A 12,688-nucleotide genomic window follows, 5' to 3' on the forward strand; every position below is an offset into this window, starting at 1 on the left:
GTCACGCCTCCGGGATCTCGAACTTGCCGGTGCGCCGCATACCCGCCGCCCGGCCCTTGCCCGCGATGACCAGCGCCATCTTGCGGCTGGCCTCGTCGATCATCTCGTCGCCGAGCATCGCGGAGCCCTTCTTGCCGCCGGCCTCGGACGTGTAGTAGTCGTACGCGTCCAGGATCAGCTCGGCGTGGTCGTAGTCCTCCTGCGACGGCGAGAAGATCTCGTTGGACGCCTCGACCTGGCCCGGGTGCAGCACCCACTTGCCGTCGAAGCCGAGGGCGGCGGCACGCTGGGCGACCTCGCGGTAGCCGTCCACGTTCCTGATCTGCAGGTAGGGGCCGTCGATCGCCTGGAGGTCGTTGGCGCGGGCGGCCATCAGGATCTTCATCAGGATGTAGTGGTAGGCGTCCGCCGGGTAACCGGGCGGCTGCTCGCCCACCACCAGCGACTTCATGTTGATGGAGGCCATGAAGTCGGCCGGGCCGAAGATGATCGTCTCGACGCGCGGGGAGGCCTGCGCGATCTCGTTGACGTTGTTCAGGCCCTGGGCGTTCTCGATCTGCGCCTCGATGCCGATCCGGCCGACCTCGAAGCCCATCGTCTTCTCGATCTGGGTCAGCAGCAGGTCCAGCGCGACGATCTGCTGGGCGTCCTGCACCTTCGGCAGCATGATGCAGTCGAGGTTCTGGCCCGCGCCCTCGACCACGGTGACGACGTCGCGGTAGGTCCACTCGGTCGTCCAGTCGTTGACCCGCACCACCCGCGTCTTGCCCGTCCAGTCGCCCTCGTTGAGGAACTTGACGATGGTGTGCCGCGCCTCCGGCTTGGCGAGCGGCGCGCACGCGTCCTCCAGGTCGAGGAAGACCTGGTCGGCCGGGAGGCCCTGCGCCTTCTCCAGGAAGCGCGGATTGCTGCCCGGTACGGCCAGGCAGGAACGCCGCGGGCGAAGGCGGTTGACGGTCGTCATGCGGGGACCTCCAGGGGGTCGAGCTGGTTCGCTTTCCGGATCTCGTCGACGATGCGGCCGATGATTCCGGTGATGTCGAAGTCCTTCGGGGTGAACACCGCCGCCACACCGGCGGACCTCAGCTGTTCGGCGTCACCGTTCGGGATGATGCCACCTGCGATCACCGGGATATCTGTGGCACCGGCCACACGGAGCCGCTCCAGCACGTCCGGCACCAGCTGGGCGTGCGAACCGGACAGGATCGACAGGCCGACCGCGTGCACGTCCTCGGCGAGGGCCGCGTCCACGATCTCCTCCGGCGTCAGCCGGATGCCCTGGTAGACCACCTCGAAGCCGGCGTCCCGGGCCCGTACGGCGATCTGCTCGGCGCCGTTGGAGTGCCCGTCCAGGCCCGGCTTGCCGACCAGGAAGCGCAGCTTGCCCACGCCCAGGTCGCGGGCGGTCGCGTCCACCCGGGCGCGGACGTCGGCGAGGGCCGAGCCCGCCTCGGCGGTGACCGCCACCGGAGCGGAGGAGACCCCGGTCGGCGCCCGGAACTCCCCGAACACCTCGCGCAGCGCCCCCGCCCACTCGCCGGTGGTGACCCCGGCGCGGGCGCACTCCAGGGTGGCCTCCATCAGGTTGTCGGTGCCCTTGGCGGCCTCCTTCAGCTTCTCCAGCGCCTTGCAGGGGCGCGGGTGGTTGAAGGGCGGCTGGTAGCGGGTGTCGCGCCACCGCTGCAGCGAGGCGATGACACGGGCCTCGACCGCCGGGTCGACCGTCTGGATCGCGGTGTCCAGGTCGGCCGTCAGCGGGTTCGGCTCGGTCGTCTCGAAGACGTTGACACCGACGATCTTCTCCTGCCCGGACTCGATCCGGGCCCGGCGCTCGGCGTGCGAGGCGACCAGCTGCGACTTGAGGTAGCCGGACTCCACGGCGGCCATCGCGCCGCCCATCTCCTGGATCCGCTCGATCTCCGCGAGGGACTCCTCGACGAGTTCGCCGACCTTCGCCTCGATCACGGTCGAGCCCTCGAAGATGTCCTCGTACTCCAGCAGGTCGCTCTCGTGGGCGAGCACCTGCTGGATGCGCAGGCTCCACTGCTGGTCCCAGGGCCGGGGCAGACCCAGCGCCTCGTTCCAGGCGGGCAGCTGGACGGCACGCGCGCGTGCGTCCTTGGACAGGGTCACGGCCAGCATCTCGAGGACGATCCGCTGCACGTTGTTCTCGGGCTGCGCCTCGGTCAGCCCGAGGGAGTTCACCTGGACGCCGTAGCGGAAGCGGCGGTGCTTGGGGTCCTCGATGCCGTACCGCTCACGGGTGATCCGGTCCCAGATGCGGCCGAAGGCCCGCATCTTGCACATCTCCTCGACGAAGCGGACGCCCGCGTTGACGAAGAAGGAGATACGGCCGACGACGTCGCCCATGCGCTCCTGCGGCACCTGCCCGGAGTCGCGCACCGCGTCCAGCACCGCGATCGCCGTCGACATCGCGTACGCGATCTCCTGGACCGGCGTGGCGCCCGCCTCCTGCAGGTGGTAGCTGCAGATGTTGATCGGGTTCCACTTCGGTATGTGGGAGACCGTGTACGCGATCATGTCGGTCGTCAGACGGAGCGACGGCCCCGGCGGGAACACATGGGTGCCCCGGGACAGGTACTCCTTGACGATGTCGTTCTGGGTCGTGCCCTGGAGCTTGGTGATGTCCGCGCCCTGCTCCTCGGCGACGACCTGGTAGAGCGCCAGGAGCCACATGGCCGTGGCGTTGATCGTCATCGAGGTGTTCATCTGCTCCAGGGGGATGTCCTGGAACAGCCGGCGCATGTCACCGAGGTGCGCGACCGGCACGCCGACCCGGCCGACCTCGCCGCGGGCGAGGACATGGTCGGAGTCGTAGCCGGTCTGCGTGGGCAGGTCGAACGCGACCGACAGGCCGGTCTGCCCCTTGGCGAGGTTGCGCCGGTACAGCTCGTTGGACGCCTCGGCGGTGGAGTGACCGGCGTACGTGCGCATCAGCCACGGCCGGTCCTTCTGACGCTCAGTCATCTATGGCCTCCGCGGTCCTCAGATGTTCCGGAAGCGGTTGATGGCGTCGATGTGCTGCGCGCGCTTGTCCGCGTCGCGCACGCCCAGGCCCTCCTCGGGCGCCATGCACAGGACGCCGACCTTGCCCTGGTGGAGGTTGCGGTGCACGTCGTAGGCGGCCTGGCCGGTCTCCTCCAGGGAGTAGACCTTGGACAGCGTCGGGTGGATCTTGCCCTTGGCGATGAGGCGGTTGGCCTCCCATGCCTCACGGTAGTTCGCGAAGTGCGAGCCGATGATCCGCTTCAGGGACATCCACAGGTAGCGGTTGTCGTACTCGTGCATGTAGCCCGAGGTCGAGGCGCACGTGGTGATGGTGCCGCCCTTGCGGGTGACGTACACGGAGGCGCCGAAGGTCTCGCGGCCGGGGTGCTCGAAGACGATGTCGATGTCCTCGCCGCCGGTGAGTTCACGGATGCGCTTGCCGAAGCGCTTCCACTCCTTGGGGTCCTGGGTGTTCTCGTCCTTCCAGAACTTGTACCCCTCGGCGTTGCGGTCGATGATCGCCTCGGCGCCCATCGCGCGGCAGATCTCCGCCTTCTGCGGGCTGGAGACGACGCAGATCGGGTTGGCGCCGCCGGCCAGCGCGAACTGGGTGGCGTAACTGCCGAGGCCGCCGCTCGCGCCCCAGATGAGCACGTTGTCGCCCTGCTTCATGCCGGCGCCGTTGCGGGAGACCAGCTGGCGGTAGGCGGTGGAGTTGACCAGGCCCGGGGCGGCGGCCTCCTCCCAGCTGAGGTGGTCGGGCTTCGGCATCAGCTGGTTGGACTTCACCAGGGCGACCTCGGCGAGGCCGCCGAAGTTGGTCTCGAAGCCCCAGATGCGCTGCTCGGGGTCGAGCATGGTGTCGTTGTGGCCGTCGCTCGACTCCAGCTCCACGCTCAGGCAGTGCGCGACGACCTCGTCACCGGGCTTCCAGGCGTTGACGCCGGGACCGGTGCGCAGGACGACGCCCGCGAGGTCGGAGCCGATGATGTGGTACGGCAGGTCGTGGCGCTTGGCCAGCTCGTTGGTGCGGCCGTAACGCTCCAGGAAGCCGAACGTCGACAGCGGCTCGAAGATCGACGTCCACACGGAGTTGTAGTTGACCGAGGAGGCCATGACGGCCACCAGGGCCTCGCCCGGTCCGAGCTCGGGCAGCGGCACCTCGTCGAGGTGGATCGACTTGCGCGGGTCCTTGTCGCGGGTCGCGAGGCCCGCGAACATCTCCGTCTCGTCCTTGTGCACGGTGATCGCGCGGTACGACTCGGGGAGCGGCAGAGCGGCGAAGTCGGCGGACGTGGCGTCCTGCGACTGGATCGCGTCCAGGATGTCCTTCACGGTCACGGTGTTGCCTCCGGCGGTGAGCGCCCTGAGGGAGGGACGCTGAGGGTTCGTCGGTGCTGCGATGAGTGCTGCTGAGGGTTGGGTGGGGTTTGCCGTCGGTTCGGCGGTGGTGCTTCGGCAGCGCTTTGTGGCGCGGGAGGTTGCCTGTGACGCAGGCGTCCGGGCGCGCAGGCCGTCCGGCTTGCGGGGACAGCCGACGCGCGAAGAGGTCGCTGCGCGCCGGCCGCCCGGACTTCCCTCAACGTATGACACCCCGTGTCAGGTCGCAAGGCACTGAGTGCCAGAACTTGCTCTCACCTGAAATCTTTACGTAACAAATGAGCGATGATCGATCGAACGGCCCCTGAAATGCCCGCGAAAACATGCCCTGACATGCCAAAACGGCCACCCCGTGGGGTGGCCGTCATCACAGGACGAGGGCGCGTTCGATGGGCGCTCAGCGCTCCTTGAGGGCCTCCTCGATGGTCCGCATGACCTCGTCCAGCGGGGCGTCGGTCCGGGCCACCGTCACCAGCACCTCGCCGTGCGGGGACACCGTGGCGGGTGCCGTCGCCGGCTGCGGGGCGGCACCGCGCCCGGCCCCGATGCCCGTACCGAAGGTCTTGCGCACGATCGCGAAAGCGTGGTCGAGCTGCGCCTCGACGTCGCCCTGGCCGCCCGCTCTGAGCCAGCGCCGCAGCACATGGTTGTGGGCGGTGACCACCGCCGAGGCGGCGACCTCGGCCAGCAGCGGGTCGTCGTTGGCGTCGTCGTCGTGCGCGTGCTCGTCGAAGTGGCCGAGGAGGTAGCGGGTGAACAGGCGCTCGTAGCGGGCCACCGACGCGATCTCCGCCTCGCGCAGGGTGGGCACCTCGCGGGTCAGCTTGTAGCGGGCGACCGAGATGTCCGGCCGGGCCGCGTACATCTTCATGACTTCCTTGATGCCGCGGCACACGGTGTCGAGCGGGTGCTCGTGCGCGGGGGCGGCGTTGAGGACCGCCTCGGCGCGGATCAGTGTGTCGTCGTGGTCGGGGAAGATCGCCTCTTCCTTGGAGCGGAAGTGGCGGAAGAAGGTGCGGCGCGCGACCCCGGCCGCGGCGGCGATCTCGTCGACGGTGGTCGCCTCGTACCCCTTGGTCGCGAACAACTCCATCGCGGCTGCCGCCAGTTCTCGGCGCATCTTGAGCCGCTGGGCGGCGGCACGGCCGCCTGCGGCACTTTCCGGCGCGTCGGGCGTAGCTGGTGTACGGGAGGACTTGGCGGGCTGGGACATGACCCGAACGTACTGCATGTCCGCAGCTCGGTGCGTGGATCCCGGGTTTCCCCCGCCCGCTCGGGGCGGGGGGCCGCCAGGCCGGGCGGGCGGGGGTGATGCCGCCGAGTCGAGCAGTCCGCCCCAGTCGCCGGGACGGTCAGCGGCGGGCATGTTCGCGGAAGCCCCGGCCGGTCTTGCGGCCGAGGCAGCCCGCGGCCACCAGGTGCTCCAGGAGAGGCGCCGGGGCCAGCCCAGGGTCGCGGAACTCCCGGTGCAGCACCTTCTCGATGGCCAGGGAGACGTCGAGCCCGACCACGTCCAGCAGCTCGAAGGGGCCCATGGGGTAGCCGCCGCCCAGCTTCATCGCCGCGTCGATGTCGTCCAGGGACGCGTAGTGCTCCTGCACCATCTTCACCGCGTTGTTGAGGTACGGGAACAGCAGCGCGTTCACGATGAAGCCCGCCCGGTCGCCGCAGTCCACCGCGTGCTTCCTGATCTTCGCGCACACCTCGCGGACCGTGGTGTGCACGTCCTCGGCCGTCAGCACCGTGCGGACGACCTCGACCAGTTTCATCGCCGGCGCCGGGTTGAAGAAGTGCATGCCGATCACGTCCTGCGGGCGCGAGGTGGCCCGGGCGCAGGCGACGACCGGCAGGGACGACGTCGTGGTCGCCAGGACCGCGCCCGGCTTGCACACCTTGTCCAGCGTGGCGAACAGCTGCCGCTTGACCTCCAGGTCCTCGGCGACCGCCTCGACGGCCAGGTCCACCTCCGCGAAGGCGTCGTAGGAGCCTGCCGGGGTGATCCGGTCCAGGGTCGCCGCGGCGGCCTCGGCGGTCAGCCGGCCCTTGTCGACCGAGCGGGCCAGGGACTTGCCGATCCGGGCCTTCACGGCTTCGGCCTTCTCCTCGCTGCGGGCGGCCAGGACGACGTCGTACCCGGCCTTGGCGAAGACCTCGGCGATGCCGGACGCCATGGTGCCGGAGCCCGCCACGCCGACGGAGCGGACCGGACGGCCGGGGGCCCTGGAACCGGCGGAGCCGGGCGTCAGCGCGTCCGGCACGACGGTCGCGCTGCCGGGTGCCTGGTACGTGTAGAAACCGCGCCCCGACTTCCGGCCGGTCAGGCCCGCCTCGGCGAGCTGCTTCAGGACCGGGGCGGGAGCGTGCAGCCGGTCACGGGACTCGGCGTACATGGCGTCCAGGACGGTCCGCGCCGTGTCGATGCCGATCAGGTCCAGCAGGGCCAGGGGGCCCATCGGCAGGCCGCAGCCGAGCCGCATCGCCGCGTCGATGTCCTCACGGGAGGCGTACTTCGCCTCGTACATCGCGGCGGCCTGGTTGAGGTAGCCGAACAGCAGGCCGTCGGCGACGAAACCGGGGCGGTCACCGACCGCGACGGGCTCCTTGCCGAGGTCGAGGGCGAGGTCCGTGACCGCGGTGACGGCCGCCGGCGCGGTCAGCACGGAGGAGACGACCTCGACCAGCCGCATGGCCGGGGCCGGGTTGAAGAAGTGCAGGCCCAGCACACGCTCCGGACGGGCGGAGTCGGCGGCCAGGCGGGTCACCGACAGGGCGTTGGTGCCGGTCGCCAGGATCGTCTCCGGCCGCACTATGCCGTCGAGTTCGCGGAAGATCCGGTGCTTGACCTCGTACGACTCGGGGGCCACCTCGATGACCAGATCGGCGTCCGCGGCGGCCGTGAGGTCGGTGCCGGTGCGCACCCGGCCGAGGAGGTCCGCGCGCTCCTGCTCGGTGAGCCTGCCGCGCTGCACGGCGCGGGCGGTGGAGGACTCCAGTGCGGCGAGCGACCCGGCGGCCTGGGCCTCGCTGATGTCGATGCCGATCACCTCGCGGCCGGCCTTGGCGAGGACCTCGGCGATGCCGGTGCCCATGGTGCCGAGACCGACCACGGCAATGGTCTTGAGCGGGGACAGAGGGGTGTCGGACAGGGGAGTGGCCATCGCGGACTCCAGGAATGAGGGTGACGACGAGGGCGCGCCGGGTGCGCCGAGGGGCGCACACCGGGGCGTGCAGAGCTGCGTGAGTGGCGGGTGCCGACCGGGCTGCTGAGCGCACACGCCCGGGTGCCGTCGCGGCGGGCGCGAACGCCCGGGGAACGGCGGATCCGACCGGCTCTGTCCCGAAGCCGCGTCGTACTGCGGTGCACGAGGTACCGAAACACGGTGCACCGAACCGACCTGTGCTCGCTACGGCCGCGTCACCAAACCGTCGCAAGCGGGTGCGAGTGGGTAACTCGCTCGTCTGAGCTTAACCGGCGGGTAACGAGCGCGCCAGCCCCTGGAGTTTGTGATGTAGGTCCCTCTCGTCCGCCAACACGCCTACGCTGGGCTTCGTGGACGAAGAGTTGCGATCGCTCACGGAGCGTTTACGGCAGGAGTCCGGGGGCTCGGCGGCGTACGAGCGCCTCGTGGCCACCGGTGACCTCGACGAACTGGCCGAGGTGCTGACCGCGGCCGGACAACCGCTGTGGGCCAGGGAGCTGGCCGCGTTCCGGCTGGGGCTGGCCGGCGACCGGCGGGCCTTCGAGTCCCTCGTGCTCCTCCTCAACCACCGCGACCCGCCGCGCTGCGCCTCCGCGGCCCATGCCCTGGCCCGCCTGGGCGACCCGCGCACCGCACGCGCCGCCGCGGCGCTGGCCACCAACGAGCTGCGCGTCGCCTACGCACTGCATCCCGTGCGGCTCCTGGTCGAACTGCGGGCCCCCGAGTCCGTGCCCGCGCTGATCACCACCCTGGAGCGACGGCTGCGCCCGCACGACCCCTACCGGCGGGTGGCCCTCGCCTGTGTGGAGGGGCTCGGCGCGCTGGGGGACGCCCGGGCCAGACGCGTGCTGAACGAGTCCCTGGCGCATCCCGCGCTCGCCGAGGCGGCGGTGCACGCGCTGGCGCGGATCCCGCAACAGCGGTGAGCCCAGGAGGTCAGCCGGCCGGCTCCCGCACGTACCGGACCTCAGGCACCTCCACCCCGCCCACCTCGAAGGGCTCCTCGGTGCCGTCCGCGCGAAACCCCGCCCGCTCGTAGAAGCGGCGGGCGGGGTCGTTCTCCTTCAGGACCCAGAGGAACACCCGCGGGCGGCCGGCGGCGGCGCAGCGCCGCATCGACTCCCGCAGCAGAGCCCGGCCGACCCCGGTGCCGCGCTGCCGATCGTCGACGTACATGGCATACAGCTCACCGTCGCCGGTGTACGTGTCGTCCTCCCGGTAAGGACCGGACGCGGCCCATCCGAGCACCTCGCCGCCCCGCTCGGCGACGAGGTTCACCAGGCTCCCGTCCCCCTGCCCGAACCGGGCCCGGCGCCGCGCCGCGTCCTCGGTCACGCTGAGCGCGTCGAGGTACGACTGCGGCATCAGTCCCCGGTAGGCGATCTGCCAGCCCCGGACACGGATCTCGGAGACACGGTCGCAGTCGGCGAGGGTCATCGGTCGAAGACGAGGGGGAGCGTGGTCCATGGCGGCACCCTAGGGACCGCCCGGCGGTGACGCCCGCGAATATTCCGGGCAGCATCGGCCAGGGCGTCTCAGCGCCTGAAGCCCAGCAGCGCGTGCAGGCCGGCGCCCGGGGAGGAGACGGCCGACGCCCGGGCGGCGGGGGGCTCCGGATCGGGCAGGGCCGGGCACACCGCGTCGGCCACGCCGGAGCCGCGCGGCACCCTGCCGTCCGCCAGATAGCCGGCCAGGTAGGTGTCCAGGCAGCGGTTCCCGCTCAGCGTGATGCCGTGGTTGCCGCCGCCCTGCTCGACCACCAGGCTCGAGCCGGCGAGCAGGCGATGGACCGTCACACCGCCCTGGTACGGGGTGGCCGCGTCGTTCGTCGCCTGGAACAGCAGCGCCGGCGGCAGCCTGTCGTTGGCGACGTCCGTCCGGCGCAGGGAGGCCGTCGGCCAGAACGCGCACGGCGCGTTGTACCAGGCATTGCTCCAGGCCATGAACGGGGCCCGTTCGTACACCGCCCAGTTGTCCTTGCTCCACTGCCGCCAGTCACGTGGCCACGCGGCGTCCCGGCACTGCACCGCGGAGTACACGGCGTAGCCGTTCTCGTCCGAGGCGCTGACGGCGCCGAGGTCCCGGTAGGCGTCGAGCAGCGGGCCGGGGTCGTCGCGGTTGACGTAGGCGGCGAAGGCCTCGGCGAGGTGGGGCCAGTAGCCGTTGTAGTAGCCGCCGGGGATGAAGGTGTCCTCCAGTTCGGAGGCGCCCACCTTGCCGCCCGCGGGACTGTGGGCGAGCGCCGCCCGCATCGCGTACCACTTGGCCTCGACCTGCCGCGGGTCGGTGCCGAGCCGGTACCTCGGGTCGTGCCTGGCGATCCACGCCATCAGGGCGCGGTGGCGGTCGTCGAAGGCGTAGTCCTGGGCGATGTTCGCCTCGTACCAGACGCCGTCCGGGTCGACCACCGAGTCCAGGACCAGGCGGCGCACCCGCAGCGGATGGAGCTTGGCGTAGACCGCCCCGAGGTAGGTGCCGTAGGAGTAGCCGAAGTAGCTGATCCGCTCGGCGCCCAGGGCCCGGCGGACGGCGTCCATGTCCTGGGCGGCGCTGACCGTGTCGAGGTACGGCAGCACACTCGCGTACTTCCTGCCGCAGGCCGCGGCGAAGGCCCGCACACGGGTCAGGCCGGCCTCCTCGAGCGCGGGTGTCGCGGGGACCGAGTCGGGGCGCACGGCGGCGAAGTGGCCGGGGGCGCAGTTCAGCGCGGGGGTGCTCCTGCCGACACCGCGCGGGTCGAAGCCGATCACGTCGTACTGGGCGGCCACGGACCGGGGCAGCGCGGAGGCGACGAAGCCGGCCAGTGCCAGACCGCTGCCGCCGGGGCCTCCGGGGTTGACCAGCAGCGGGCCCTGGTAGGTCTCCGCGGTGTGCGGGACGCGGGACAGGGCGAGGGTGATCTGCCGTCCGGACGGGTTCGCGTGGTCGAGCGGCACGTCCAGGGACGCGCACTGCAGCGTCGGGTAGGAGGTGGTGCCGCACTGCTTCCAGGCGATCCGGGCGGCGGACGCGGCCGGGGACGTGCGTGCGTCGGCGGGAGCGGCCGTGACCGATCCGGCCAGGACGAAGGCGGCAGCGCACAGCACGGCTGCGCGTGTTCTCATGGGTCCTCCCGGGACGGAGGGCGGCGGTGGCCGTGAGGCTCACGGTCCTTGCCGCATCGTCCCGGGCTGCCGGGCCGGAAGAACGCCCGGCGCCGATTGTTGACCCGATTGGGCCGTGGGATCCCCTCGAACGCTCTCAGAGCAGAGTGAGTTGGACGGGCCCGGACGTCTCCGGCTCGGCTGCCTCCGGTTCCCGTGTCTCCGGTTCCGCGGTCTCCGGCCCCGCGGTCTCCGGCCCCGCCGTCTCCGGCCCGGCCGCCGCGGGGGCGGCCGGTGCGGCCGGTTCGGCCGGGCGGATCCGGCGGTGCGTTCCCGCACGCGTGGGACCGATCCCGAACTCCCGGGCCAGCTCGTGCACCTGACGGGTCACCATGCGCTGGTACCACTTCGGCGCATAGGCGCCCTCCGCGTACAGCCGCTCGTAACGGCGCACCAGATGCGGATGGTGGTCGGTCAGCCAGGCCATGAACCACTCGCGGGCCCCGGGCCGCAGGTGCAGCACCAGCGGGGTGACGGAGGTGGCCCCGGCGGCCGCGATCGCCCGTACGGTGGCCCGCAGCTGGTCGGGATGGTCACCGAGGAACGGGATCACCGGCGCCATCAGCACCCCGCAGCCGATGCCGTGCTCGCCGAGGGTCCGTACGACGTCCAGGCGGCGCTCGGGCGCGGGTGTACCCGGTTCCACGGTCCGCCACAGCTCGTGGTCGGTGAAGCCCACGGACACCGAGATGCCGACGTCCGTGACCTCGGCGGCCCGGGCGAGCAGGTCGAGGTCGCGCAGGATCAGGGTGCCCTTGGTCAGGATCGAGAAGGGGTTCGCGCGGTCGGCGAGGGCGGAGATGATGCCCGGCATCAGGCGGTAGCGGCCCTCGGCGCGCTGGTAGCAGTCGACGTTCGTGCCCATGGCGACGTGCTCGCCCTGCCAGCGGGGTGAGGCGAGCTGGCGGCGCAGCAGCTCGGGCGCGTTCACCTTCACCACGATCTGCGTGTCGAAGCCGATGCCGGTGTCGAGGTCCAGGTAGCCGTGCGTCTTGCGGGCGAAGCAGTACACGCACGCGTGCGTGCAACCCCGGTACGGGTTGACCGTCCATTCGAAGGGCATGCGCGAGGCGCCCGGCACCCGGTTCAGGATCGAGCGGGCCCGGACCTCGTGGAAGGTGATCCCGGCGAACTCCGGCGTGTCGAAGGTCCGCGTGGCGACCGCGTCGGCGTCGAACAGAGCGATCTCGGCCCGGCCGTGCTCGGGCTCGGCTGTGAGGTTCTCCCAGCGCATGAGGCCTCCTAGGTTGCGCTGGACCCACAATAGAACAAATGTTCGCATGATCGTGCGAAGGTGCTTTCCGACCGCATCGGACAGGTCGGGGCACCCCGATTTGGGAGGCCGGGGACAGGGGTGGTTGGCTTGACCCAACCCCGAGAACACAGGTCCTGGAGGAACGCAATGGCGCAGGTCGAGGCCACTACGGAGCGGGTCGTCGCGGCGGACGCGGAGAAGGTGTTCGACGCCCTCGCCGACTACACCGGTACGCGCGCGAAACTGCTGCCCGAACAGTTCAGCGAGTACGAGGTGCGTGAGGGCGGGGACGGTGAGGGCACCCTCGTCCACTGGAAGCTCCAGGCCACCAGCAAGCGCGTCCGCGACTGCCTCCTCGAGGTCAGCGAGCCCACCGACGGAGAACTGGTCGAGAAGGACCGCAACTCCTCCATGGTCACCACCTGGCGCGTCACCCCGGCCGGCGAGGGCGGCTCCCGGGTCGTCGTCACCACCACCTGGAACGGGGCCGGCGGCATCGGCGGCTTCTTCGAGCGGACCTTCGCCCCCAAGGGCCTCGCCCGCATCTACGACGCGGTCCTCGCCAGGCTCGCCACCGAGGTCGAGAAGTAGGCCAACCTCCAAGCCGCTCAGGAGGTTTCGCCCCGCCTCACCGGTTCGAGTGGATCCCCACGGAAACCGGCCCGGTGCCGTAACTCGTCGTGCTTGCCCGTAGTTGTCGC

Annotated in this window: 10 protein-coding genes; 2 read left to right on the plus strand and 8 right to left on the minus strand. The window is 71.1% G+C overall.

Annotation, left to right across the window (positions count from 1 at the left end):
• Nucleotide 1: 1 nt before the first annotated feature.
• The 5 genes from ACWC21_RS26645 to ACWC21_RS26665 all read right to left on the minus strand — a co-directional run bounded on the left by ACWC21_RS26645 (nt 2) and on the right by ACWC21_RS26665 (nt 7,547).
• A complete protein-coding gene (locus ACWC21_RS26645; protein ID WP_450885354.1) occupies nt 2–964 on the minus strand; it encodes an HpcH/HpaI aldolase/citrate lyase family protein in 963 nt (320 codons plus the stop codon).
• On the minus strand, nt 961–2,988 hold the full coding sequence (locus ACWC21_RS26650; protein ID WP_450885355.1) for a protein meaA: 2,028 nt from the start codon (nt 2,986–2,988) through the stop codon (nt 961–963). Before ACWC21_RS26650 ends, ACWC21_RS26645 begins: the two co-directional genes overlap by 4 nt.
• An 18-nt stretch (nt 2,989–3,006) precedes the next feature.
• Nucleotides 3,007–4,350 (minus strand): crotonyl-CoA carboxylase/reductase, encoded by a 1,344-nt coding sequence (gene ccrA / locus ACWC21_RS26655; protein WP_450885356.1) that lies wholly within the window; start codon nt 4,348–4,350, stop codon nt 3,007–3,009.
• A 436-nt stretch (nt 4,351–4,786) separates the two neighbouring features.
• Nucleotides 4,787–5,602 (minus strand): TetR family transcriptional regulator, encoded by an 816-nt coding sequence (locus ACWC21_RS26660; protein ID WP_450885357.1) that lies wholly within the window; start codon nt 5,600–5,602, stop codon nt 4,787–4,789.
• Between the two features lie 139 nt (nt 5,603–5,741).
• A complete protein-coding gene (locus ACWC21_RS26665) occupies nt 5,742–7,547 on the minus strand; it encodes a 3-hydroxyacyl-CoA dehydrogenase family protein (RefSeq protein WP_450885358.1) in 1,806 nt (601 codons plus the stop codon).
• A 392-nt stretch (nt 7,548–7,939) separates the two neighbouring features.
• Between ACWC21_RS26665 and ACWC21_RS26670 the strand changes: the two genes are divergently transcribed.
• Complete coding sequence (locus ACWC21_RS26670; protein ID WP_450885359.1) at nt 7,940–8,515, plus strand: adenylosuccinate lyase; 576 nt, start codon at nt 7,940–7,942, stop codon at nt 8,513–8,515.
• Between the two features lie 10 nt (nt 8,516–8,525).
• On the opposite strand, the gene ACWC21_RS26675 is transcribed toward ACWC21_RS26670, so the two are convergent.
• The 3 genes from ACWC21_RS26675 to ACWC21_RS26685 all read right to left on the minus strand — a co-directional run bounded on the left by ACWC21_RS26675 (nt 8,526) and on the right by ACWC21_RS26685 (nt 11,966).
• On the minus strand, nt 8,526–9,026 hold the full coding sequence (locus ACWC21_RS26675) for an N-acetyltransferase family protein (protein WP_450885360.1): 501 nt from the start codon (nt 9,024–9,026) through the stop codon (nt 8,526–8,528).
• Between the two features lie 98 nt (nt 9,027–9,124).
• Nucleotides 9,125–10,693, minus strand: coding sequence for an alpha/beta hydrolase (locus ACWC21_RS26680; RefSeq protein ID WP_450885361.1), 1,569 nt, complete (start codon nt 10,691–10,693; stop codon nt 9,125–9,127).
• Nucleotides 10,694–10,829: 136 nt separating this feature from the next.
• The gene (locus ACWC21_RS26685; protein WP_450885362.1) at nt 10,830–11,966 is read right to left on the minus strand and encodes an Rv2578c family radical SAM protein; all 1,137 of its coding nucleotides are present in this window, start codon (nt 11,964–11,966) and stop codon (nt 10,830–10,832) included.
• A gap of 168 nt (nt 11,967–12,134) precedes the next feature.
• Here ACWC21_RS26685 and ACWC21_RS26690 point away from each other — a divergent pair, with 168 nt between their 5' ends.
• On the plus strand, nt 12,135–12,578 hold the full coding sequence (locus ACWC21_RS26690; RefSeq protein ID WP_450885363.1) for an SRPBCC family protein: 444 nt from the start codon (nt 12,135–12,137) through the stop codon (nt 12,576–12,578).
• The last annotated feature ends 110 nt before the right edge of the window (nt 12,579–12,688 follow it).

The organism is Streptomyces sp. NPDC001348, assembly GCF_053597535.1.